General features: G+C 60.1%; 17 protein-coding genes. 12 read left to right on the top strand and 5 right to left on the bottom strand.

The window, feature by feature from the left end:
• Window positions 1-160: 160 nt before the first annotated feature.
• Entirely contained in the window at window positions 161-1,819 is a 1,659-nt protein-coding gene (gene cysN, locus DET50_RS13605) for a sulfate adenylyltransferase subunit CysN (RefSeq protein ID WP_113863386.1), read from the top strand.
• 220 nt (window positions 1,820-2,039) lie between these two features.
• Window positions 2,040-3,056 carry a nucleoid-associated protein gene (locus DET50_RS13600; RefSeq protein WP_113863385.1) on the top strand — a complete coding sequence of 339 codons (1,017 nt, stop codon included), beginning with the start codon at window positions 2,040-2,042 and terminating at the stop codon, window positions 3,054-3,056.
• Between the two features lie 272 nt (window positions 3,057-3,328).
• On the opposite strand, the gene trmH is transcribed toward DET50_RS13600, so the two are convergent.
• Window positions 3,329-4,030, bottom strand: coding sequence for a tRNA (guanosine(18)-2'-O)-methyltransferase TrmH (gene trmH / locus DET50_RS13595; protein ID WP_113863384.1), 702 nt, complete (start codon window positions 4,028-4,030; stop codon window positions 3,329-3,331).
• A 360-nt stretch (window positions 4,031-4,390) separates the two neighbouring features.
• Here trmH and miaB point away from each other — a divergent pair, with 360 nt between their 5' ends.
• The 5 genes from miaB to lnt all read left to right on the top strand — a co-directional run bounded on the left by miaB (window position 4,391) and on the right by lnt (window position 9,965).
• Window positions 4,391-5,737: a tRNA (N6-isopentenyl adenosine(37)-C2)-methylthiotransferase MiaB gene (gene miaB / locus DET50_RS13590; RefSeq protein ID WP_113863383.1), complete on the top strand. Its 1,347-nt coding sequence runs from the start codon at window positions 4,391-4,393 to the stop codon at window positions 5,735-5,737.
• A gap of 389 nt (window positions 5,738-6,126) precedes the next feature.
• Complete coding sequence (locus DET50_RS13585) at window positions 6,127-7,113, top strand: PhoH family protein (RefSeq protein WP_113863382.1); 987 nt, start codon at window positions 6,127-6,129, stop codon at window positions 7,111-7,113.
• Window positions 7,110-7,583, top strand: a complete 474-nt coding sequence (ybeY, locus tag DET50_RS13580; RefSeq protein ID WP_113863381.1) for an rRNA maturation RNase YbeY — start codon at window positions 7,110-7,112, stop codon at window positions 7,581-7,583. The genes DET50_RS13585 and ybeY overlap by 4 nt, the downstream gene beginning before the upstream one ends.
• Window positions 7,580-8,425 carry an HlyC/CorC family transporter gene (locus DET50_RS13575; protein ID WP_113863380.1) on the top strand — a complete coding sequence of 282 codons (846 nt, stop codon included), beginning with the start codon at window positions 7,580-7,582 and terminating at the stop codon, window positions 8,423-8,425. The genes ybeY and DET50_RS13575 overlap by 4 nt, the downstream gene beginning before the upstream one ends.
• Window positions 8,415-9,965, top strand: a complete 1,551-nt coding sequence (gene lnt / locus DET50_RS13570; protein WP_113863379.1) for an apolipoprotein N-acyltransferase — start codon at window positions 8,415-8,417, stop codon at window positions 9,963-9,965. The genes DET50_RS13575 and lnt overlap by 11 nt, the downstream gene beginning before the upstream one ends.
• A gap of 259 nt (window positions 9,966-10,224) precedes the next feature.
• On the opposite strand, the gene DET50_RS13565 is transcribed toward lnt, so the two are convergent.
• Complete coding sequence (locus tag DET50_RS13565; RefSeq protein WP_092001037.1) at window positions 10,225-10,773, bottom strand: zinc ribbon-containing protein; 549 nt, start codon at window positions 10,771-10,773, stop codon at window positions 10,225-10,227.
• A 433-nt stretch (window positions 10,774-11,206) separates the two neighbouring features.
• On the opposite strand from DET50_RS13565, the gene leuS reads away from it, so the two are divergent.
• The 5 genes from leuS to DET50_RS13540 all read left to right on the top strand — a co-directional run bounded on the left by leuS (window position 11,207) and on the right by DET50_RS13540 (window position 16,577).
• Window positions 11,207-13,792 (top strand): leucine--tRNA ligase, encoded by a 2,586-nt coding sequence (leuS, locus tag DET50_RS13560; RefSeq protein WP_113863445.1) that lies wholly within the window; start codon window positions 11,207-11,209, stop codon window positions 13,790-13,792.
• Between the two features lies 1 nt (window position 13,793).
• Window positions 13,794-14,381 carry an LPS-assembly lipoprotein LptE gene (locus DET50_RS13555; protein ID WP_113863378.1) on the top strand — a complete coding sequence of 196 codons (588 nt, stop codon included), beginning with the start codon at window positions 13,794-13,796 and terminating at the stop codon, window positions 14,379-14,381.
• Entirely contained in the window at window positions 14,378-15,385 is a 1,008-nt protein-coding gene (gene holA, locus DET50_RS13550; protein ID WP_113863377.1) for a DNA polymerase III subunit delta, read from the top strand. Before DET50_RS13555 ends, holA begins: the two co-directional genes overlap by 4 nt.
• Before the next feature lie 110 nt (window positions 15,386-15,495).
• A complete protein-coding gene (locus DET50_RS13545; protein ID WP_113863376.1) occupies window positions 15,496-15,759 on the top strand; it encodes a hypothetical protein in 264 nt (87 codons plus the stop codon).
• Between the two features lie 182 nt (window positions 15,760-15,941).
• The gene (locus DET50_RS13540; RefSeq protein ID WP_113863375.1) at window positions 15,942-16,577 is read left to right on the top strand and encodes an endonuclease; all 636 of its coding nucleotides are present in this window, start codon (window positions 15,942-15,944) and stop codon (window positions 16,575-16,577) included.
• A gap of 90 nt (window positions 16,578-16,667) precedes the next feature.
• Here the strand turns inward: DET50_RS13540 and DET50_RS13535 are convergent, their stop codons facing one another.
• The 3 genes from DET50_RS13535 to bioD all read right to left on the bottom strand — a co-directional run bounded on the left by DET50_RS13535 (window position 16,668) and on the right by bioD (window position 21,458).
• Entirely contained in the window at window positions 16,668-18,458 is a 1,791-nt protein-coding gene (locus DET50_RS13535; protein ID WP_113863374.1) for an acyl-CoA dehydrogenase C-terminal domain-containing protein, read from the bottom strand.
• 205 nt (window positions 18,459-18,663) lie between these two features.
• Entirely contained in the window at window positions 18,664-20,463 is a 1,800-nt protein-coding gene (locus tag DET50_RS13530) for an acyl-CoA dehydrogenase C-terminal domain-containing protein (RefSeq protein WP_113863373.1), read from the bottom strand.
• A gap of 302 nt (window positions 20,464-20,765) precedes the next feature.
• A complete protein-coding gene (gene bioD / locus DET50_RS13525) occupies window positions 20,766-21,458 on the bottom strand; it encodes a dethiobiotin synthase (protein WP_113863372.1) in 693 nt (230 codons plus the stop codon).
• Window positions 21,459-22,094 lie beyond the last annotated feature (636 nt).

Raw genomic sequence — 22,094 nt, 5'->3', positions numbered from 1 at the left:
AGAACTGGTTCTTCTGACCCCGAGTTAGCGCCGGACTCCGAGTTGCAGCCATGAAGATGGGGTCAGAAGAACGAGTTCTTCAGATCCCGGAGTTGAAATGAAAATGGGGTCAGATGAACGTTTTCATCTGACCCCGACTTTACCCAAAAGGGTTCCAAGCATGTCTCACACCTCAGATCTTATCGCCGAAGACATCCAGGCCTATCTGAAACAGCACGAAAACAAGGAACTGCTGCGCCTGCTCACCTGCGGCAGCGTCGATGACGGCAAGAGTACCCTGATCGGGCGCCTGCTGCACGACACCAAGATGATCTACGAAGATCACATGGCCAGCCTGAAGAGCGACAGCGCGAAGATGGGCACAACCGGCGAAAAACTGGACCTTGCCCTGCTGGTGGACGGCCTGCAGGCCGAGCGGGAACAGGGCATCACCATTGATGTCGCCTATCGCTATTTCTCCACCGATAAGCGCAAGTTCATCATCGCCGACACCCCGGGCCATGAGCAGTACACCCGCAACATGGCCACCGGTGCGTCCACCGCGCAACTGGCGATCCTGATGATCGACGCCCGCTACGGGGTACTTACCCAGACCCGTCGGCATTCCTACATCGCCTCCCTGCTCGGCATCCGGCACATCGTCGTGGCGGTGAACAAGATGGACCTGGTGGATTTCAGTGAGGAGCGGTTCAACGAAATCAAGGACAACTACCTGGCCTTTGCCGCCAAACTGGGACTGAAGGACATCCGTTTCGTACCGATTTCCGCCCTGGAAGGCGACAACGTGGTGAACAAGAGCGAGAACACGCCCTGGTTCACCGGCCAGCCCCTGATGGAAATCCTGGAAACCGTCGAAGTCTCCCGGGACAAGAACCTGGAGCATTTCCGCTTCCCGGTCCAGTACGTCAACCGCCCAGACCTCGATTTCCGGGGCTTCTGCGGCACCATCGCCTCCGGCGTTATCCGCCCGGGCGACAAGGTCATGGCCCTGCCGTCCAGGCGTACGAGCAAGGTAAAGGAGATTGTGACCTTCGATGGCAAGCTCGAGGAGGCCTATATCGACCAGGCCGTCACCCTGACCCTGGAAGACGAGATCGACGTCAGCCGGGGCGACATGCTGGTGCAGGTGGAATACGAGCCGGAAGTGGCCAATCGGTTCAATGCCAACATCGTGTGGATGACCGACGCGCCGCTGGAAACCGGGCGCCTGTATGACATCAAGCTCGGCCCAACGTTCACCTCCGGGACGGTCAAGAAGATCCACCACCAGACCGACGTGAACACCCTGGAGCAACAGGCCAGCCCGAGCCAGCTGGCGCTGAATGAGATCGGTCTGTGCGAACTGACCCTGAACCAGCCGATTGCCTTCGATGCCTACCAGCGCAACCATGCCACCGGCAGCTTCATCGTTGTCGACCGCCTGACCAACGTGACTGTCGGAGCGGGCATGATTGCCGGCCTCGCAGACGGTGCCGAATCCCTGGATCCGGTGACCGCGGAAGAACGGGAGCGTCGCCTGGCCCAGAAGCCTGTCATTATTGCCTGCAACGGCAAGCAGGCACCGGCGCTGGCCCTGGCGGTCGAGCGCGCCCTGTTCGACCAGGGTAAGACGGCCGTGGTACTCAGCGAAGAGAATGCCGGAGACACCGACGAGCGCCGCCGGACGGCGCAGTTGCTAACCGCCCACGGGCTGGTTGCGATTGCCGTGAACCTGGGGACTGATATTGCCAATGCGGCGGTGAGCGCGGACTCCGCGGAGGAGATTCCGGGGGCGGTCAGTGAGTTGGTACAGGGCCTGGTTCGGAGTAAGCGGATCTAAACAGGGGTCAGATGAAAGCGTTCATCTGACCCCGACTTCACCGCAAGCTCCAGGTGGCAGTCCCGGGGGTCTGGCCCCCTCAGGGGTCTGAAGAAAACCTTCTTCTGACCCCAAGTTCACACCACCCTCACCGCTTCCTCCATCAAGTTGCTACAATGCAGAGCCCCGAGCGCGTACCGCCCTCGGGGCTTTGTCGTTCATCAACCGGGGAACAACACGCATGGCCATCAAACACCTACGCACCGCCTTTGCCAGCCAGTACCAGCCGGGGCAGCCCGCGCGCCTCAACAGCGGCGAGGCCCTGCAGGAACCCGGTGGCGATTACGAGGCCCTGCACAAACAGATGAAGCGCCTGTTCAACAGCAAACCGGGTAAAAAGTACGGCCGCTTCTCCGAAGACCTGGGCGAGTGCCCGTTCAGCAGCTGGCTCAAGGATTACCGGGAAGACAAACAGAGCTTCGGCGCCATGACCGACCGCCTGTTCGGCCAGTGGCAGGAGCTGCTCACCGGCTGCCAGGAAGAGTTCGACGGCCACCTGATGATCGTCCACGAAGCCCTGGCCGACGCCGAGGTGGTCTACCTGCTGATCCTTGAGACTGACAGCGCCATGCGCTTTGACGGCAACCAGGTTCTGGACGCCACCGACGTGCTCAGCCTGTCACGCCTGAACCTGGCCGTTCGCATCGAACTGGATGACTGGCTGGGCGAAAACGGCAGTGAAAACTACCTCACCCTCGTCCACGGCCGCGGCACCGGCGAGCCCGGAGAACTGTTCATCCGGTTGTGCGGCTTCACCAACAACGTGGACGTGGAAAAGGAAACCATGACCTTCCTCGACGCCGTGGAAGCCTTCGCCAAAACCTCCGAGCCGGAGAAGGCGGGCGAAGTCCGCTCCCGCGCCTACGAATTCTGCAAGGAACAGCACGCCCTGGGCGAACCGGTGGAGATCGAGGCCCTGTCCGGGTATCTGGATGAGAACGAGCCCCAGCGATTCAAGGAATTCGCCAGCCAGAATGCTGAAGTGCCGGAAACCGGGGTGTTGCATCCGGACCATCGTAAGGTGAAGAAACTGGTGCGTATTGCCGGGTCTGGTGGTGGGATGAGTGTGTCGTTTTCCTCGGACCTGGTTAACCAGGCGGTCTATTACGACCGGGACAAGGATGCGCTGACCATTACGCGGCTGCCGAAGGCGTTGCGGGAGCAGTTGCAGCGGTATCTGGAGGCTCGGGAGGAGTGAAGGTGGCGGTGAACGTGAACATGGGGTCTGAAGAACACTTTCTTCTGACCCCTTTTTAGCGGTGGAGTATGAACTTGAAAATGGGGTCAGATGAAAGCTTTCATCAGACCCCGGAGTCGTATCGCAGCTTTGGCAGTTAGGTCGGGGTCTGAAGAACGCTTTCTTCAGACCCCTTTTTAGCGGCGGGCTCTGGTTTTAGCGGTGGGGTCTGGTTTGAAAATGGGGTCAGATGAAGGCTTTCATCAGACCCCTGAGTCGCATCAGACCCGACGTTACGCCAGGTGCGGGTGCCGCTGCTTGCGCACTTCCTTCATCCACCCTACCCCGTCAACCAGCTCCCCGGTTTCCGGATCAATCGGCGGGTACGGCAGCTTCCGGTCGTCGCAGTAGCGCTTCACGGTGGGCTGGCACCAGCAGAACAGCAGGCGGTTGTACTCCTCATCCGGCAACCGCCGCTGCTCGAACATCCCCGCCAGCTTCCGCTGCCGCTGGGCCTCGGAGAGGATAATGGCGCAGGCCGAAGACACGTTCAGGGACTCCACCATCCCCATCATCGGAATCACAATATGCTCATCCGCCTGATCCGCGGCGGATGAACTCACCCCATCCACCTCGTTACCCATGATCACCGTACACGGCACCGTGTAATCCACCTCCCGGAAATCCACCGCCCGGTCGGATAGCTGAGCCGCATACAGCTTGTGCCCCTGCGCTTTCAGGGCCGCCACGGCATCGTCCATGGTCGGATGGGTATGGGTGGTCACCCAGTTGTAACTACCGCCGGCTGTCTTCCGAAATGCCCGGAAGCCTTCCTTAGGCCAGACCACGTGCATGTTGGCCAGGCCAAACGCGTCACAGGAACGGATGATCGCCGACAAGTTCCGCGGTTTGTGGACCTGATCGGTCAGTACCCGGAGATCCGGTTGGCGGGTGTCGAGGGTTTGTTTGATTCGGGCGAGGCGTTCAGGAGTCATGTTTGTTCAGTTTGTCTGAGTCAGCTTGCCGGAGATCGCGCAAAGATATCCGGCCGGGAAAACTCCGAGGCATGGGGAGTGCTTGGGGGACGGCTTTCCAAAACTGTGCGGAGCCATGGATGGCGGAGCTCAAGCGTCACAGGGACGTGCCGAAGGAGCGTGTTTTGGAAAGCCGTCCCCCAAGCGCTCCCTCCACCGAAGCTATGCAAGCCGGGAATAATACCACACCAAAACTAGCGACAAGCCGAGACAATGGTGGTTGAAGAATAATCACCCCGTTATAATACGCAGTTCCTTTTTGCTAGCGCCCCGCGAAAACCACCAGTCCCGGCGCGACATCCACCAGATCACGTGAGAACCATGGCCAAAAAGCTGTACATCAAAACCCACGGCTGCCAGATGAACGAGTACGACTCCGCCCGCATGGCAGACCTGCTCAAAACCGGCGAAGCGGTCGAAGTGACCGACAGCCCGGACGACGCCGACATCCTGCTGCTGAACACCTGCTCCATCCGCGAGAAGGCCCAGGAGAAAGTGTTCCACCAGCTTGGCCGCTGGAAAAGCCTCAAGAGCAAAAAGCCCGAACTGATTATCGGCGTCGGCGGCTGCGTCGCCAGCCAGGAAGGCCAGGCCATCATCGACCGCGCGCCCTACGTCGACATGGTGTTCGGTCCCCAGACCCTGCACCGCCTGCCAGACATGATCAGCGAAGTGCGCATGAAAGGTAACGGCGTTGGCGTGGTGGACGTCAGCTTCCCGGAAATCGAGAAATTCGACAACCTGCCCGAGCCGGGGGCCGACGGCCCGTCCGCCTTCGTATCCATCATGGAAGGCTGTAGCAAGTACTGCACCTTCTGCGTCGTGCCCTACACCCGCGGCGAAGAGGTCAGCCGTCCGGCGGATGACGTGATCGCCGAGGTCGCACACCTGGCTGGCCAGGGCGTGCGGGAAGTGAACCTGCTGGGCCAGAACGTCAATGCCTACCGCGGCGAGACCCACGATGGCGACGTCATGGACCTGGCCGAGCTGATCGAACTGATCGCCACCATCGACGGCATCGACCGCATCCGTTACACCACCTCACACCCGGTGGAATTCTCGGATGCCCTGATCGACGTCTACGAGAAAGTCCCGGAGCTGGTCAGCCACCTGCACCTGCCGGTCCAGAGCGGCTCCGACCGCATCCTGGCTGCCATGAAGCGTGGCCACACGGCTCTGGAGTACAAATCCAAGCTCCGCCGCCTGCGCAAGATCCGCCCGGACATCAGTTTCTCCTCCGACTTCATCGTCGGCTTCCCGGGCGAGACCGACAAGGATTTCGAGGACACCATGAAACTGATCAACGACATCGGCTTCGATGTGTCCTTCAGCTTCGTCTACAGCGCCCGTCCGGGCACCCCGGCCTCTGACCTGCCGGATGAGACGCCCATGGAAGTGAAGAAAGAGCGCCTGGCGATCCTGCAGCAGCGGATCAACCAGCAGGCGATGGACATCAGCCGCAAGATGGTGGGCACCACCCAGCGGATCCTGGTGACCGGCCTGTCCAAGAAGGATCCCGGGGAGTATGCGGGGCGCACAGAAAACAACCGGATTGTGAACTTCCGGCATGAGAATCCGGAAGTGGTCGGGAATTTTATTGACGTGGAGATTGTGGAGGCTTATCCCAATTCGCTGCGGGGTGTGCCCTTGAACTCGGAGTTGCATTAAAGCTGGGATCGTATTCGTCTCGGGATTGTAGCTTGGCGAGTGGTGAGTACCCCCTCCCAAAAACCGCTACGAGCACGTCCATGTGCGCTTGTTTCAGGCCATCCATGGCCTTCAACATTTTTGGGAGGGGGTACTCACCACTCTCCGCAGGCCGCACAGCTGCATGCGAGTCATATTCGGAGCTGAGTTCTTCAGGGGTCCGTTATTGCACAGGGGTCAGATGAAAGCTTTCATCTGACCCCAACTTCAAACCGGCCTCCAAAAGGCTGCCACTTGTTTTTAAACCAACGGGCCTGCAAATAATAAGATCGGCCGGGGAGCGGGGCCCTACTCCAAAATTCTGAACAGCTGACTCCCCAGGAACCCAGGGGAGTAAAAACGGAGCAAGATTGAACACACACGACACCAGACAATTCGACCTGCACCCGGTAGACCAGCGCCGTCTGACCACCCTGTGCGGCCAGTTCGATGAAAACCTCAAGATGATCGAGAAACGCCTTGAGGTAAAAGTCGGTCGCCGGGGCCATCATTTCCGCGTCGAGGGCGAGACCGAACACGTCGCCGCGGCGGTGGAAGTGATCCGCCATCTGTACCGGGAAACCGAGGCCACCGACGATATCCCGCCGGATACCGTGCACCTGTTCATCCGGGAAACCGGCATCGAGCGCCTCCCTGATGACGTGCCGTATGACGAAGGCCAGGTCACGGTCATCAAGACCCCCAAGCTGACCGCCAAGCCCCGGGGCCGGAACCAGCAGAAGTATGTGCATAATATCCGCACCCACGATATCAACTTCGGCATCGGTCCGGCCGGGACCGGCAAGACCTGGCTGGCGGTGGCCTGTGCGGTGGAGGCGCTGAAGGATGAGCAGGTGAAGCGCATCCTGCTGGTCCGCCCGGCCGTCGAGGCCGGCGAGAAGCTGGGTTTCCTGCCCGGGGACCTGGCTCAGAAGGTGGATCCGTACCTGCGTCCACTGTACGACGCCCTCTACGAGATGCTCGGCTTTGACCAGGTCACCCGGCTGATCGAGAAGAGCGTGATCGAGATTGCGCCGCTGGCCTTCATGCGCGGCCGGACCCTGAACAATTCTTTCATCATCCTGGACGAGAGCCAGAACACCACCCGGGAGCAGATGAAGATGTTCCTGACCCGGATCGGATTCGGCTCAACCGCAGTAATCACCGGCGACACTACCCAGGTGGACCTGCCCCGCGGGCAGAACTCCGGGCTGATCCATGCCGCCAATGTGCTGAGCAAGGTGTCCGGTATCGGCTTTACCCGCTTTGATGCCAAAGATGTGGTCCGCCACCCGCTGGTGCAGCGGATTGTCGAGGCTTACGATTCCTTTGATGACGGGAGTGCCACGGGCCAGTGAGCGAGCTGACGGTTGATTTCCAGAACGTGTATGACGGCGAGGGCGTGCCCGATGAAGCCCTGTTCCAGAAATGGGCACAGGCGGCCTGGCTGGGCGAGCATCCGTCCGAGGTGACGATCCGTATTGTCGGTGCTCTCGAGAGCCAGGAGCTCAATCACGAGTACCGCGGCAAGGACAAACCGACCAATGTATTGTCCTTCCCATTTGAGCCGCCAGCGGGTATAACGGTCCCATTGGCGGGAGATCTCGTTATTTGTGCGCCGGTTGTTGAAAAAGAGGCCGGCGAACAGCATAAAACGATCGAAGCACACTGGGCCCATATGGTGGTGCACGGCATGTTGCACCTGCAGGGCTACGATCATATCGAAGATGAAGATGCCGAGGTTATGGAAGGCCTCGAGATCCGGCTGCTGAAACAGCTCGGATACGATAACCCCTACGAAGCAGAGGAAACGGAACAAGACTCATGAGCGACGATCAGTCGAGTCGCAGTCAGGGCAGCAAGTCCTGGCTGGAGCGTATATCACAGGCCTTCTCCAGCGGGCCTGAGTCCGTCGAGGACGTGCTGGAAATCCTGCGGGACGCGGAGTCCCAGAACATCATCGATGTCGATGCCATGAGCATCATCGAAGGTGCCATGCAGGTGATCGACATGCGGGTCGATGAAATCATGATTCCCCGCTCCCAGATGGTCACCGTGAAAGCCTCCCAGGAGCCAAAGGAATTCCTCGGGGAAATCATTTCTTCTGCCCACAGCCGTTTTCCGGTCATCGGCGACAGCCAGGATGATGTGATCGGCATTCTGTTGGCCAAGGACCTGCTACCTCTGGCCATGAACAACGAACTGAACTGGAACCGCATCCGCGAGATCCTGCGCCCGCCCAATTTCGTGCCCGAGAGCAAGCGCCTGAACCAGCTGCTCAAGGAATTCAAGGAAAACCGCAACCACATGGCCATCGTGGTGGACGAGTACGGCGGCACCGCCGGCCTGATCACCATCGAGGACGTGCTGGAGCAGATTGTTGGCGAAATCGAGGACGAACACGACTTCGACGAGGAGACCAACATCAAGGCCCGGGGCGATGGCTCCTTTGCGGTCAAGGCGGTCACGCCGGTGGACGATTTCAACGAATTCTTCCAGACCGAACTGGACGAGGAAGAGTTCGATACCATCGGTGGCGTGGTTCTCAAAGAATTCGGTCACCTGCCCAGACGCGGTGAAACGGTTGAATTCGGTGGTTTGCAGTTTACTATTGCCAACGCCGATAACCGTGTCATTCGTCTGTTGCAGGTAACCCGAAGTGAGCAGTAACACCACCCGCACCACCCTGAGTACCCCGCTGAACGGCATTCCCTGGCTGGGCGCCCTCACCCTCATTGTTGCGGGTGCCCTCCAGACCCTGACCTTCGCACCCTTCAATCTGTGGTGGTTGGGGCCGGTGTCGGTATTCCTGATTCTCCTGGTGACTATTCCTGCCGCCCCCGGCCAACTGTTCCGGGCCGGCTGGTTTACCGGTCTCGGGCTGTTCGCCACCGGTGCCAGCTGGGTTTACATCAGCATCAGTGAGCACGGTAACACCTCCATTCCGATCGCCATCCTGCTGACCGTGCTGTTTGTCATGGGTCTGGCGCTGTTCCACGCCCTGGCGTTCTGGTTCTGGGGCAAGCTGGCCAAAGAGAGCGCGGTACGCCGGCTGATCCTGTTCCCCGCTATCTGGATCCTCGGCGACTGGCTGCGCGGCTGGCTGCTGACCGGTTTTCCCTGGCTGTACCTCGGCACCGCCCACACCGATGGCCCCCTCGCCGGGCTGGCGCCTCTGACCGGCGTGCACGGGGTTACCTTCTGGGTGACGGTCACCGGCGTAGCCGCCTATGCCGCTGGCTGGCTGTTCCTGCGTCAGCGTCGGATAGCATCCGGAGCGGTACTGGGCCTTGCCCTGATTCCCTGGATCGTTGCTCCGGCCATGAACCGGATCGAGTGGACCGAGATCAGCGACCAGCCCACCACCTTCGCCGCCATGCAGGGCAATATTCCCCAACAGGTGAAGTGGGACCCGGACTTCCTCCGGGACCAGATTGTCACCTACCTGACCCTGACCGAGGACCACTGGGACACCGACCTGATTCTATGGCCGGAAACCGCAATCCCGATCACCCAGGACCAGGCGGGCAAGATCATCGAGCATATTGACGAACAGCTCGGAGAAAACAGCACCCTGATCACCGGCATTCCCTGGTATGGCTTCAGCGACCGGATCGAGGACTTCACCTACCACAACAGCATCATGGCCATCGGCAACGGTGGTGGCATGTACCACAAGCAGAAGCTGGTGCCCTTTGGCGAATACGTGCCGCTGCAGAGTGTGCTCCGTGGCCTGATCGGCTTCTTCGACCTGCCCATGAGCAGCTTCAGCAAGGGCCCGGAGTGGCAGGAGCCGCTCAAGGCCAACGGCATCAACGTGATGCCGTTTATCTGCTACGAAGTGGCCTACCCGGATTTCGTAGCCTTCAACAGCCGCAGCGCCGGCCTGCTGCTGACCATCAGCAACGACGGCTGGTTCGGCGATTCCATCGGCCCCCTGCAGCATCTGCAGATCGCCCGTATGCGCGCCCTCGAAACCGGCCGCTACATGCTCCGTGGCACCAACAACGGGGTGACAGCGATCATCAACGAGAAGGGCCAGATCACCGAGCGGATCCCGCAGTTTGAGCGGGCAACGCTGACCGGCGAGGCGTTTACTGCGAGCGGGAGTACGCCGTATATGCAGACGGGGTCCTGGCCGGTGTTGACGCTGGCGGCGATTCTGATTGTGTTTGTGCGGGAAAGGGTGATTCCCCGGAGTGCCGGGTGAAGGTGGGGCTGGACCTGAAGTTGGCGCCGCGGCACAGGGGTCTGAAGAACTTGTTCTTCTGACCCCGAGTTGGAAATCAACATGGGGTCAGATGAAAGTTTTCATCAGACCCCTGAGTTGGACGTGGCACAGGGGTCTGAAGAACTTGTTCTTCTGACCCCGAGTTGGAAATCAAGATGGGGTCAGATGAAGGTTTTCATCAGACCCCTGAGTTAATCAGACCCCTGAGTTACGTTCTTCTGATCCCGTCCTGGCGCCCCTACTCCGTCTTGCGCGGCCAGCGGCTGGTCACCCGCTCATAGTAATGCGAGCCACACGCCTCACAAGGCTCCAGGTGACTGGTCGCCGTCAGGCAGCGCATGTGGTTACAGTTCAGGCACCGGAACATACCCGCGGTGGCCACCTCGCCGGAGATGTAGTGGCCGGCGTCATCGTTCTCGAGTTTCTGGTTCAGCTCCAGGGTTTCGACTCGGGTCTGGTCGGCCACTGACAGCAGGCTGTCTGCCAACTGGTGCTCCAGCAGTGAGATGTCCAGCTGCAACCACTCCTTGAGCCCTTCGCCGGTCTCGTCCACGAAGTGCATAAGGTGTTTCAGATCCCGTTCCAGGTAGGCGCCCAGCAGGTCGGCTTCTTCCCGGGTCATTTCTTCCAGCTCGTACTCGAATTCGACGGCTTTCTGGATTTCCTCCTCCAGGGTGTCCAGAGACGTTTCCTGGAGTTCCTTCATGCGGGTCTGCACCCGCTCGAGCATCCGGTCGTAGACCTCGAGGGCCTTGCCTGATAGGTGGTTGCGTTCTGGTTCTGTCATGTCGGCTCCTTTTTTCGGGTTTCGGTGCAAGAGCCAGGGTATGGAGGGCCTCTGCGGGACACGCTGTAAATACATCCATGTACGCTTGAGCGCAGCTTCCCTGCTGCGCACAGTCCCGCAGAGGCCCTCCATACCCTGACTCCCGAACTCTCTGCGTGCGTTCAAGCCTCCATGAATTCACTGCTGAGGTCCGGGGCGCTGGGTGGTACGGCTTCCCAGGACTGTGTGCAGCATGGATGCTGCACTCAAGCCTACAGGGACGTATTCACGGCGTGTCCTGGGAAGCCGTACCACCCAGCGACCTTCACCATAACTACAAGTCTGGCACAGGAAAGGAAAATTGGCAGACTACCTGTTAAGCCCCGTGTGCGTTAGAATGTTCGGCCCCTTCGAACCTCTATCTGAACACAGGGTAATTTTGGTAATGGCAGGAATGGACGAGCAATATAACCCACGTGAAGTAGAACAGACCGCCCGCGAATTCTGGGAGAAGAACGAAACCTTCAAGGTGACGGAAGAGCCGGGCAAACCCAAGTACTACTGCCTCTCCATGTTTCCCTACCCCAGCGGCAAGCTGCACATGGGCCACGTCCGCAACTACACCATCGGCGACGTGATTTCCCGCTACCAGCGCATGCAGGGCAAGAACGTCATGCAGCCCATGGGCTGGGATGCTTTCGGTCTGCCCGCCGAGAACGCCGCCATTGCCAACAAGACCGCGCCGGCCAAGTGGACCCGTTCCAATATTGACTACATGAAAAAGCAGCTCAAGCAGCTGGGCTTCGGGTATGACTGGAGCCGGGAGCTGGCCACCTGTGATCCCGACTATTACCGCTGGGAGCAGTGGTTCTTTGCCCGTCTGTATGAAAAGGGCCTGGTGTACAAGAAGATGTCCACCGTGAACTGGGACCCGGTGGACCAGACCGTGCTGGCCAACGAGCAGGTGGTTGACGGCCGGGGCTGGCGCTCCGGTGCGCTGGTGGAGCAGAAGAAGATTCCCCAGTGGTTCATCCGCATTACCGATTATGCCGAGGAACTGCTGAACGATCTGGAAGACATGGAAGGCTGGCCCGAGCAGGTCAAGACCATGCAGCGGAACTGGATCGGCAAGTCCGAGGGTACCGAGCTGACCTTCCCTCTGAAGGATCGTGATGAAGGCCTGACCGTCTACACCACCCGCCCGGACACCCTGATGGGCGTGAGTTACATGGCCGTTGCCGCCGAGCATCCGCTGGCGAAAGAGTCGGCGGAGCGTCACCGTGATGTCGCCGGGTTCGTGGATGAGTGCCGCAACAGCAAGGTGGCCGAGGCCGAGCTGGCCACCATGGAGAAGAAAGGCATCGATACCGGCTTCAAAGCCATCCACCCGCTGACCCAGGAAGAGATCCCGGTCTGGATCGCCAACTTCGTACTGATGGATTACGGCACCGGCGCCCTGATGGCGGTACCGGGTCATGACGAGCGGGATCACGAGTTTGCCCTGAAATACCGCCTGCCGATCAAGCAGGTGATTGCCGCGCTGGACGGTCGTGAAATCGACGTTCAGGAGAAGGCGTTCACCGAGAAGGGCACTCTGGTTTCTTCCGGCAAGTACAGCGGCCTGACCAGCGAGGAAGCCTTCGACGAGATCGCGAAGTACCTGGAAGACAATGGCATCGGCAAGCGCACCGTCAACTACCGCCTGCGTGACTGGGGCGTCTCCCGTCAGCGTTACTGGGGCGCGCCGATTCCGATGATGACCCTGGAAGACGGTACCGAAATGCCGGTGCCCGATGACCGCCTGCCGGTTCGCCTGCCGGAAGACGTGGAAATGGACGGTGTCCAGTCCCCGATCAAGGCCGATCCGGAATGGTGCAAGACTGAATACAACGGTCAGCCGGCGACCCTGGAAACCGACACCTTCGACACTTTCATGGAGTCGTCCTGGTATTACGCCCGGTTCTGCAGCCCCAACTACGACAAGGGCATGCTGGACCCGGCCGCCGCCAACTACTGGCTGCCGGTGGACCAGTACATCGGTGGTATCGAGCACGCCATCCTGCACCTTCTGTATGCCCGCTTCTTCCACAAGCTGCTGCGGGATGTGGGCCTGGTGAACAGCTCCGAGCCGTTCAAGCGACTGCTGACCCAGGGCATGGTGCTGGCCGAGACTTACTATCGTAACGACGAGAACGGGGGCAAGACCTGGTTCAATCCGGCGGATGTCACGGTCGAGCGGGACAGCAAGGGCCAGGTGGTCCGGGCGGTTCTGGCTTCCGACGGTGAGCCGGTGGAGATCGGTGGCGTCACCAAGATGTCCAAGTCCAAGAACAACGGCATCGACCCACAGGCCATCATCGACGAATTTGGCGCCGACACCGTGCGCCTGTTCATGATGTTCGCAGCCCCGCCGGAGCAGTCCCTGGAGTGGTCCGACAGCGGCGTCGAGGGTGCCCACCGGTTCCTGAAGCGCCTGTGGCGGATGGTGAACGAGCACACCGCCGGTGGCCCGGCTCCGGCTGTGGACGTGGCAGCATTGAACGACGCCCAGAAAGACCTGCGCCGCAAGACCCACGAAACCATTTCCAAGGTCAGTGACGACATCAGTCGCCGTCTGACCTTCAACACCGCCATCGCTGCCGTGATGGAGTTGCTGAACGAAGTCGGCAAACTGGGTGATGACGAGCCCCAGAGCCGCGCGGTTCGCCAGGAAGCCCTGGACACTGCGGTTCTGGTCCTCTCTCCGATCGTTCCGCACATCTGCCACCAGCTCTGGCAGAGCCTCGGTCACGAGGAGCCGGTGGTCCAGGCGTCCTGGCCGGAAGCGGATGAGAAGGCGATGGTTCGCAGTCAGATCCAGGTGGTGCTGCAGGTCAACGGCAAGGTCCGGGCCAAGGAAGACGTTCCGGCGGATATTGCCAAGGCGGATCTGGAAAAGCTGGCGCTGGAGAACGAGAACGTCATGCGCTTTACCGAGGGCAAGACCGTCCGCAAGGTCATCGTGGTCCCCGGCAAACTGGTGAATGTGGTGGCCAACTGATATGGCATTCCGCCCTGCTCTGAAAACCGCGGCTGTTCGGGCTACTGCACTCGCGCTGGCCGCCGTGCTGGCCGGGTGCGGTTTTCAGCTGCGGGGCACCTCGCCGGTGCCGGCGGCACTGCAGCCGCTGGCCGTGAAATGCGGTTCACAGATCCCGGACACCCTGTGTCTGTCATTGAAAGAGCAACTGGAACTGGGCGGGATCGAGACCACAGAAGCAAACAATGCAGCCTATGTCCTGGACCTGAAGTCCTTCTCCCAGGATCGTCGCGCCTCGGCCATCACCGTCCGGGCGGCTGCCGCCGAATATACCCTGACCCAAGCCGTGCGCATCGAGCTGATCACCGACGACCGGGTTCCGCTGATTGCGGACACCGAGCTGAGTGTCCGGGAGAGCTACCGGTACGATGAAACCAATATCCTGGCCAAGCAACGGGAACAGGACGAGCTGGAACAGCGCATGAACGACCGGCTGGCCCAGCAGATCCTGTTCCGCCTGGCACCGATGACCGAAACGCGGATCCAGGCAATCCGCGAGGACTACCGGGCCAACAACCCACCGGCAGAACCCAACGCCGATCAGCCATGAAGACCCAACCGGCCCAGCTCCCCCAACTGCTCAAGAAAGGCCTGGCTCCGGTATACCTGGTTTCCGGTGACGAGCCCCTGCTGGTACAGGAATGCTGCGACCAGATCCGCAAGGCGGCGCGGGAAGCGGGTTTCCATGACCGCCTGACCTTTCACGCCGACCATCAGCTGAACTGGAGTACGGTTGCGGACGAGTTCAATGCCATGTCCCTGTTCGCCGAGAAGCGACGGATCGAGATCCACCTGCCCACGGGCAAACTCGGCGATGGCCGCCCGGTACTGGAACAGGTGCTCCAGCAGCCTCCCGAAGACATCATCCTGCTACTGATCAGCACCCGCCTCGATGCCGCCGAGACCCGGCGTAAATGGTACAAGGAGCTGCAGGGCAAGGGCGTTCACGTCCCGGTCTGGCCGGTGGATGCCGACAAGTTCGAAGGCTGGCTACAGCAGCGTGCCAACCGTCAGGGTCTGCACCTGACCCGGGGTTCTCTGGCCATGCTTGCGGAACGGCTGGAGGGCAACCTGCTGGCCGCGAGCCAGGAGCTGGACCGACTGGCGCTGCTGACCAACGGCAACACCATCGACGAGGAAACTATCGAGCAGGCGGTCCAGGACAGCTCCCGCTTCAACGGTTTTGAACTGGTGCTGGAGCTGCTCGCAGGCAGAGCGCCCCATGCCGGAAAAATGATCGGGGTGCTGCAACAGGAAGGCGAGAATCCGCTGGGCCTGCTGGCCGTGCTCAACCGGGATCTGAACCTGGTAGCCGAGCTACGGGCAGCCGCGGGTCAGGGCGAAAACCCCACCGCCTTCCTGAAGAAGCGGGGCGTATTCCAGCCCCAGCGCGCCCGGGTGCTCGAGCGTGCCGCCCGCCGCCTGAGCCCTGGCCAGCTACAACAGGCCACCCGCCTGTGCAGCCAGATCGACCGCGCAGCCAAGGGCTTCGATGATCTCTCCCCCTGGCATTACCTGCGGGATATGTCCGCACTTCTCGCCGCAAAATCGTGACCTGAGTCAACCCGCTGAAATCCGTTCATATTCAGGCCACTCCCGTACTTGACAGTTTTTCCGGTTCAGGCGCATTGTTATCCCACCATCTAACCAAGGAGGTGCCTGAAATGAGTGTTCAAGAAGAACTCAAGAAACTGTCGGAAAAAGTGAAACAGTACCGGGACGAAGCCCGGGTTCAGCTCCATCTGGCTCGCGAAGACGTCAAGGACGAATGGGATGACCTGGAGCAGGACTGGGACCGGTTCCGCAACAAGGTTGACCAGGTCCTGCACGATACCGGGGAAGCCAGCCAGGAAGCCCGTCAGACTGCGCAAAAACTCGGCGAAGACCTGAAGACCGGCTACCAGAATATCCGCAAAAAGCTCAAGTAAAAGGAGCGCGACCCACCACAAGGTCGCAGGTTCCTGCCCCGAAGACCCTCGCGATGAGGGTCTTTGTGCCATACTTCACGGTACAAGTGAACGAAGCGTCAGACTTTGAGACCTCAGACTGTCCCCGGTGACAGGCCTGAAGGGACAGGGTGCTTCCAGACACTGCGAGGTATAAATGGCGTATGAAAAAATTTCCGATCCTTTCCGCCGCCTTCCTCCTGCTGATCGCCACCACCGCCGTTATCGGCCAGAACACCCGGTTCAGTGACCCGGACACAGTCATCAAGGACGAATTCTGGGGCAAGCTCTATGCCGATGGCGGGCAATCCTTTTTCTGCAATACGCCCTTTTCCAGCAAGGGCTTCCTGCTGACGGATGGCTATGTGTATCCCCTGGCGGATATCCGCAGCGCGCTTTCCTGCGGGACCTCACGACAGTGCAACCAGGACAACCGCTACCGCCAGATCGCCTCGGACCTGCACAACATGGTCCCGGTTCGCAGCCGGATCGAGATGCAGCGGCGCAACGTCCGCTACGATAACATTGGCGAGGTTGCCAAGCCCGACGAGTGTGGCATCCTGGCCAGCGCCCAGTTTTTCGAGCCACCGGAGCGGGTGAAGGGCGATGTGGCCCGGACCATGGCCTACATGGTTACCACCTATGATCTGCCCTGGCTGGGGGCCACCTCGGTTTTCAAGGGGTGGAACCGGTCGGACCCACCGGATGACACCGAACTGACCCGCCATCGCCGGATCGCGGAAATCCAGGGCAACGAAAATCCGTTCGTGGCCAATCCGGAGCAGATGGAACAGCTCTGACCGGGATGCCGCCCCAACTCCTGGAACCGGAAAAAGAAAAGGCAGGTCCGAAGACCTGCCTTTTCACGTTCAGATGCGCCAAATATGCGATCAGAACTCTTCTGCGGTCAATGCCATCATGGCATAGCTGCCACTGCGGATGCTCTCCGCCAGGGAGACGGTCTTCGGCAACAGACGGTCAAAGTAGAAGCGTGCCGTCTTCACCTTGCCAGAATAGAAGCCGGACGTATCACTGTCTGCCTGTGGCGCAGCTGCCTTGACGATTTTCGCCCACATGAAGCCCAGGGCGGTCAGACCGAACAGGTCCAGGTAATCCACCGAGGCGGCACCGACGGCATCCGGTGAGTTACCGGCCTGGCCAAGCACATGCTCGGTGACGTCATCCAGACGCTCCACCGCAGCGGCCAGCGGTTCAATGAACGGGTGCAGGTGCTCGTTGTCGGCATTTTCCTCCAGGAAATTGGCGACGTCCTGGGCGAACAGTTCGTACAGCTTGCCCTGGCTACCAACTACCTTGCGGCCCATCAGATCCAGTGCCTGAATGCCGTTGGTGCCTTCATAAATCTGGGTAATCCGGCAGTCCCGGACCAGCTGTTCCTGGCCCCACTCACGGACGAAACCGTGGCCGCCAAATACCTGCTGACCCAGAATACAGGCCTCGAGACCCCGATCCGTCAGGAATGCCTTGGCCACCGGAGTGAGCAGCGCCACCATACCTTCGGCATGCTTGCGACGCTCGTCGTCGTCCGCATACTTGGAGATATCCAGCCACTGGGCCACGTAGGTGGAGAAGGCACGGCCACCTTCAACATAGCCCTTCATGGTCAGCAGCATGCGGCGCACGTCGGGATGCACGATGATCGGGTCAGCGGCTTTTTCAGGCTGCTGGGCACCGCTCGGGGCACGGCTCTGAATACGGTCCAGGGCGTACTCGCGGGCATTCTGCAGAGATGCTTCGGCGGCGCCGATGCCCTGGATGCCCACGCCCAGACGCTCGTAGTTCATCATGGTGAACATGGCGGCCAGGCCCTTGTTCTCTTCACCCACGAGCCAGCCCTTGGCGCCGTCAAAGTTCATGACGCAGGTGGCAGAGCCCTTGATGCCCATCTTCTTCTCGATGGAACCACAGCTGAAGCTGTTACGCTCACCCAGGGAACCATCCTCGTTCACCAGGAACTTGGGCACCAGGAACAGGGAAATTCCCTTCGGGCCCTTCGGCGCATCCGGGAGCTTGGCCAGCACGAGGTGGATGATATTCTCCGCCATGTCGTGCTCACCCCAGGTGATAAAGATCTTGGTGCCGGTGACATTGAAAGAGCCGTCGTCGTTCGGCTCGGCCTTGGTACGGATGATACCCAGGTCGGTACCGGCGTGCGGCTCGGTCAGGTCCATGGCACCGGACCAGACGCCCGAGTACATGTTGGGCAGGTATTTCTCTTTCAGCTCCTGGCTGCCGTGGGCGTCCAGGGCCAGGCAGGCACCGGCGGTCAGCATCGGGGCCAGACCGAACGCCATGTTGGCGCCCTGCATCATTTCCTCGAACTGGGCCACCAGGGTCTTGGGCATGCCCATGCCGCCGAATTCCGGGTTGCCACCCAGGCCGTTCCAGCCACCTTCCACGATGGTCTGGTAAGCTTCCTTGAAGCCGTCCGGCGCGGTCACTTCGCCGTTATCCCACTTGCTGCCCTGCTCGTCCGCCTCGCGGTTCAGGGGGGCCAGGACACCCCCGGCGATCTTGCCGGCCTCCTCGAGGATGGCATCTGCAGTTTCCGGGTCCACGTTTTCGGCCACCTTGGGCAGGGACGCCCAGAGAGCAGGCGCATCAAATACTTCATTCAGCACGAAGCGAATGTCACGTAACGGTGCCTGATAATCAGCCATTTAAAACTCTCCAAAAATTCTAGTCAGTCTTTGCAGGGTGCAGGAGGGCCTTGCCCGGAACCTCGACGCCTGCTCGGCTATGTGTCCGCTGAAAGTCATTTTGTTATGGGCCGGTATTTTAACCGAAACCCGGTCAGAACACATGAAAAAAGCCCGCCTCCGGGGAGCACGGGCTTTCTGTTTCAGATCACTACCGGAGCCCGCCTCAGATGGCGAAAGCTTCTTCCGGCATGTCCAGCAGCGTATCCGCGCCGGCCAGCATGGTTTCAGCGTGCGCCTTGGTCCGCGGCAGCATGCGCTTGAAGTAGAAGCGTGCGGTCTGGACCTTGGCGTTGTAGAACATTTCCTCGGTGGTACCCTCAACCATCTTGTCCAGGGCCACCTTGGCCATACGGGCCCACAGGTAGGCGAATACGGCGTAGCCGGAGTACATCAGGTAGTCCACGGAGGCCGCACCCACTTCCTCGCGGTTCTTCATGGCGGCCATGCCAACCTTGGTGGTCAGCTCGCCCCACTCCTTGTTGATCGCTGCCAGCGGCTCGATGAATTCCTTCAGCTGCTCGTTGTCCGCGTTCTCCTTGCAGAACACGTGTACCAGCTTGGTGAAGCCCTTGAGGGATTCGCCCTGGGTCATCAAGACCTTGCGGCCCAGCAGATCCAGCGCCTGGATACCGGTGGTACCTTCGTAGATCATGCCGATGCGGGAGTCACGCACGTTCTGCTCCATGCCCCACTCGGAGATGAAACCGTGGCCGCCGAATACCTGCATACCCAGGTTGGCGGACTCGTAACCGATCTCGGTCAGGAACGCCTTGGCGATCGGAGTCAGGAAGCCCAGCAGTGCGTCCGCCTGCTTGCGCTCTTCCTCGGTCTTGCCGCTGTGGACCACGTCCACTTGCTGGCCGGCCAGGTAAATCAGGGCGCGGGCACCTTCGGCCACGACCTTCTGGGTCAGCAGCATACGGCGTACGTCCGGATGCACGATGATTGGATCGGCGATGCCTTCCGGATTCTTCGGGCCACTCAGTGAACGCATGGCCAGACGTTCCTTGGCGTACGCCAGCGAACCCTGGAAGCCCAGCTCGGCGGCTCCAAGGCCCTGGATGGCGGTACCGATACGAGCAGTGTTCATGAAAGTGAACATGCAGTTCAGGCCCTTGTTCTCCGGCCCGATCAGCCAGCCCTTGGCGCCATCGAAGTTCATGACGCAGGTGGCGTTGCCGTGGATACCCATCTTGTGCTCGAGGGAGCCACAGGAAACCGCGTTACGCTCACCGGCAGAACCGTCTTCGTTCGGCAGCTGCTTGGGCACGATGAACAGGGAGATACCCTTGGTACCTTCCGGAGCACCCGGCAGGCGGGCCAGAACGATGTGGACGATGTTCTCGGCCATGTCGTGCTCGCCGGCGGAGATGAAGATCTTGGTACCGGTGATGCTGTAGGTGCCGTCGGCGTTGGGCTCGGCCTTACTACGCAGGGTACCCAGGTCCGAACCACAGTGCGGCTCGGTCAGGCACATGGTGCCGGTCCACTCGCCGCTGATCAGCTTGGTCAGATAGGTCTGCTTCTGTTCTTCGGTGCCGTGGGCTTCGATGGTGTTGGTCGCGCCGTGGCTCAGGCCCGGGTACATGCCCCAGGACCAGTTGGAGGTACCGACCATTTCGCTCATGACCAGGCCGAGTGAATGCGGCAGGCCCTGGCCACCGTAGTTAGGATCGGCGGTCATGGACGGCCAGCCACCCTCGACGTACTGCTGGTAAGCTTCCTTGAACCCGGTCGGTGTCTTCACACCGTCTTCGCTCCAGGTGCATCCTTCCCGGTCACCCACCTGGTTCAGCGGAGACAGTACCTGCTCACAGAACTTTGCACCTTCCTGGATAATGGCGTCCACCATATCGGGAGTGGCGTCTTCGGCACCTTCCAGACTGGCGTAGTGCTGCTCGCTGTCCAGCAGCTCGTTCATAACAAATTTGATGTCACGCAGGGGCGCTTTGTATTCAGGCATGGAATCCACCTCGGTTCTCGGTCTCAGCTGAAACAGGGTTAACAGCCTTTGGCCTTGGTTTGCTCAGACACCACAACGGCACGCGCTGCGGCCTTAATTAAACACTTGTTTGAAACATACGTTTACTGGCACAGAATTGTCAATAGCCGGATAGAAAATTTGTGTGGGGTGGCCAGCCATTCGGGCACAGGAAAATCACCCTGCCCGGTTGGCGGGGAGAGGGTATCGGAGCGTGTTTCAGGCTGATGCGAGAACGAAGGTGCCGGCCGCTCTGGAGGCAGCCGGCACACGAAGAGATCGGTTCAGGCGTCGAACAGTGGGCTGATATTGAGGTAGCGCGCCAGGGCGGCAGGCTCGGGCTGTTCGAGCCAAGGCAGAACGCCCAGGCAGGGGGTGCCGAGATGGGTGGTCAGGTAGTTTAAAGTTTCCTGTTCGCAGTCCATGGGCTCGCTTTCGACCCGGTTGGCAACCCAGCCGGCAACGTTCAATCCATCCGAGCGTATGGCTTCGGCGGTCAATAAGGCGTGGTTGATGCAGCCTAGTTTGAGGGCGACAACGAGGATGACGGGCATGCCCAGTTCCCGGGGCATGGCGGCGTAGGTTTCCCGGTCGTTCAGGGGGACCCGCCAGCCGCCGGCGCCTTCTACCAGAAGCAGGTCGGCGGGCTGGATCTGGAGGCCACGACAGAAGCCGATAAGGCGCTGGGCGGTAACTGTTTTGCCCGCTTGCTGGGCAGCCACGTGAGGGGCGATGGCGGGCTCGAGGGCGATGGGGTTGATCTGGTCGTAGGAGAGTTTTTCGGTGATGGCCTGCTGGAGCATCAGGGCGTCTTCGTTGCGGAGGCCTTGGGGGGTCTGGTCGCAGCCGGAGGCAATCGGCTTCATGGCGAGGGTGCGTTTACCCTGGGCTTTGGCGGCCTCGAGTATGGCGGCGGAAACCATGGTTTTGCCGACGCCGGTGTCGGTACCTGTTACGAAATAGCTTTTTTTGGCCATTTTTGGGGATAGACCTTTAGAGTTTTACTTTCGGTGCAAGCTGAGGAGGAAGAAGCGCTTTCCGGGACACGCTACGAGCACATCCATGTGCGCTTGTTTCGGGCCGTCCATGGCCCTCAACAGTCCCGGAAAGCGCTTCTTCCCCCTCAGCCCAAATCACCAGTTATTCAGACCTGAAAACCTAGCGTTGCCAGTAGGCCCAACCTGCCACGTAACTAGCAAAATAACCGTCAATTTCAGATCCTGGATAAGCCCTGCACATAGTCTTATATCGACCAGGAGAGGTCATTGATTTTCTCCGTCTATCACCCTTGAAACCAGCCCCTAACAGTTTCAATTCTCGATTCAGTGCCATGGGCGAGTCGTAAGGCAAACGGATGGTTTCAGTGACGAAATCCGAACCCGGTAAAACATCACCGGTGATATCGTGCCAGAGTTCTGACTGCTCAAATCGGTTTACGTGGGGCTCACCGGGATCGGCAACGGACCAGGCCTGTTTCAGCTCCCAGAGGGTGCCATCCAGCAAGGTGGAAATGGCTAACCCGGATTTCTCATGAGAAGGTAGCGTAAGGAAGGAAGAAGCGGCTGAAAGTGTTATGATTTCAAGCTCCTACACAAAAAACCAACACTAACCGC

Origin of the sequence: Marinobacter pelagius, from assembly GCF_003315345.1 — a bacterium.
GTDB classification, from domain to species: Bacteria; Pseudomonadota; Gammaproteobacteria; order Pseudomonadales; family Oleiphilaceae; genus Marinobacter; species Marinobacter pelagius_A.
This window is presented reverse-complemented; position numbering and strand designations above follow the sequence as displayed.

Excerpts from the sequence above, each read along its gene's own strand:
- cysN (WP_113863386.1), top strand. The coding sequence starts at position 161 with ATGTCTCACACCTCAGATCTTATCGCCGAAGACATCCAGGCCTATCTG.
- DET50_RS13600 (WP_113863385.1), top strand. The coding sequence starts at position 2,040 with ATGGCCATCAAACACCTACGCACCGCCTTTGCCAGCCAGTACCAGCCG.
- trmH (WP_113863384.1), bottom strand. The coding sequence starts at position 4,030 with ATGACTCCTGAACGCCTCGCCCGAATCAAACAAACCCTCGACACCCGC.
- miaB (WP_113863383.1), top strand. The coding sequence starts at position 4,391 with ATGGCCAAAAAGCTGTACATCAAAACCCACGGCTGCCAGATGAACGAG.
- DET50_RS13575 (WP_113863380.1), top strand. The coding sequence starts at position 7,580 with ATGAGCGACGATCAGTCGAGTCGCAGTCAGGGCAGCAAGTCCTGGCTG.
- DET50_RS13565 (WP_092001037.1), bottom strand. The coding sequence starts at position 10,773 with ATGACAGAACCAGAACGCAACCACCTATCAGGCAAGGCCCTCGAGGTC.
- leuS (WP_113863445.1), top strand. The coding sequence starts at position 11,207 with ATGGACGAGCAATATAACCCACGTGAAGTAGAACAGACCGCCCGCGAA.
- DET50_RS13555 (WP_113863378.1), top strand. The coding sequence starts at position 13,794 with ATGGCATTCCGCCCTGCTCTGAAAACCGCGGCTGTTCGGGCTACTGCA.
- holA (WP_113863377.1), top strand. The coding sequence starts at position 14,378 with ATGAAGACCCAACCGGCCCAGCTCCCCCAACTGCTCAAGAAAGGCCTG.
- DET50_RS13545 (WP_113863376.1), top strand. The coding sequence starts at position 15,496 with ATGAGTGTTCAAGAAGAACTCAAGAAACTGTCGGAAAAAGTGAAACAG.
- DET50_RS13540 (WP_113863375.1), top strand. The coding sequence starts at position 15,942 with ATGAAAAAATTTCCGATCCTTTCCGCCGCCTTCCTCCTGCTGATCGCC.
- DET50_RS13535 (WP_113863374.1), bottom strand. The coding sequence starts at position 18,458 with ATGGCTGATTATCAGGCACCGTTACGTGACATTCGCTTCGTGCTGAAT.
- DET50_RS13530 (WP_113863373.1), bottom strand. The coding sequence starts at position 20,463 with ATGCCTGAATACAAAGCGCCCCTGCGTGACATCAAATTTGTTATGAAC.
- bioD (WP_113863372.1), bottom strand. The coding sequence starts at position 21,458 with ATGGCCAAAAAAAGCTATTTCGTAACAGGTACCGACACCGGCGTCGGC.